Source organism: Streptomyces atratus (assembly GCF_040655115.1).
Taxonomy (GTDB): Bacteria; Actinomycetota; Actinomycetes; order Streptomycetales; family Streptomycetaceae; genus Streptomyces; species Streptomyces atratus_D.
Map to the genome: position 1 here is coordinate 1 of NZ_JBFAJH010000148.1, position 1,258 is coordinate 1,258.

Sequence of the window (1,258 nt, forward strand, 5' to 3'; positions counted from 1 at the left end):
CTTGGGCTGGCCGTTCTTCCAGATACGGGCCATGACCCCGATCTTCCAGGTCGTGGCGTCGCTGTTGGAGTCCAGGGTGTAGCGCGGGTCGATGTGCAGCTCGCCGTCGCACTGGGAGGGCGAGTAGTCGGAGTAGGTGATGACGTAGCTCATGTGAATGCCGTCGTCGCCCTCGTAGCCCTTGGCGGCCGTGGTGTCGCGGTACAGGAAGGGGTACGTGTTCGCGTCCCCCGCCTTGACCCCGGACGGCCAGGTCTTCCGGAACGCGAAGTCGGGGGTGACCTCGGCGCTGGTGCCCACGATGATGGGCTTGCCGTTGTTGAGGACCAGGTTCGACACGGTGATGCCGGTGTCCGCCGCCTCCGCGGTCGGCGCGGTGAACGTCCCCAGGGCGAGGGTTCCCGCGAGTACGACCGCGGAGCCGGATCTGCCTGCGCGCATGCACTGCCTCTTCGTCGGTGGGAGACCGGTGTGGTCCCGATACGGAACGAGCCAGTCGTCCACGCTAGCAGGCGCTCAGGAAAGGTCAGTCGGATATTCGGGGCCCGAAGTGCCGGTCCCGCTGGGCGTCGTACAGGTTGCGCGGGCGTACGACGTCCGTGGTGCCGTACACCTCCAGCCGGGAGTGCAGGTCGCCGGTGAAGTCGGGGACGTCGATCTGTGAGGCAGGACGGGCGGCGGACAAGGTACTGCTGGGTCAGCTGCCCCAGCCCGCTGCACTCCCGGGAGAGCATCGGTCTGCCTCGACTGCGCAGCCCTGGCCGGCGATCCCCCGCTTTCACCGGGCACTCGCCACGCGTCGGCGGCGCGTGGCGCGGCCGTGACGCCTTCGTCACTGCCGAACTGGACCTGGTGCCAGCGAGGCTTGCGTACCGGGGCCCTGAGAGGGCCTGAGGATGGCACTCAAGCAGGGCCAGGAAACCGCCCAGGCCCTGTGGGACTGGATGCTCTGGGCACGGCGCAGCCGCCTGGAGCCCTCCGTGAAGCTCCAGCGCTCCATCGTCAAGCACTGGGACGCCATCGCCGCCGCCGCCGATCACGGACTGAGCAACGGCCTGGTCGAGAGCATGAACACCAAGATCCGACTCATCACCCGCACGGCCTTCGACTTCAAGGACGCCAACGCCCTCATCGCCCTCGCCCTCGCCCTCGCCCTCGCCATGCTCAGCCCGGATCCACCGGCTTGATGCCTGTGGATAGCTTCTCCGAAAACGAGGAAGTGCCCTGTGACCTGCGATGATGGGAGTTCTTCACGCTT

At 67.5% G+C, this 1,258-nt stretch carries 2 protein-coding genes and 1 pseudogene; 1 reads left to right on the forward strand and 2 read right to left on the reverse strand.

Annotation, left to right across the window (positions count from 1 at the left end; all coding sequences use genetic code 11):
- Together AB0I23_RS41510 and AB0I23_RS41515 are read right to left on the reverse strand one after the other, a co-directional pair.
- Nucleotides 1-441 (reverse strand): annotated as a pseudogene (locus AB0I23_RS41510) (hypothetical protein); the annotation flags it as partial.
- An 85-nt stretch (nucleotides 442-526) separates the two neighbouring features.
- The gene (locus tag AB0I23_RS41515; protein ID WP_359118459.1) at nucleotides 527-685 is read right to left on the reverse strand and encodes a hypothetical protein; all 159 of its coding nucleotides are present in this window, start codon (nucleotides 683-685) and stop codon (nucleotides 527-529) included.
- 211 nt (nucleotides 686-896) lie between these two features.
- On the opposite strand from AB0I23_RS41515, the gene AB0I23_RS41520 reads away from it, so the two are divergent.
- On the forward strand, nucleotides 897-1,187 hold the full coding sequence (locus AB0I23_RS41520; RefSeq protein WP_436847086.1) for a transposase: 291 nt from the start codon (nucleotides 897-899) through the stop codon (nucleotides 1,185-1,187).
- Nucleotides 1,188-1,258 lie beyond the last annotated feature (71 nt).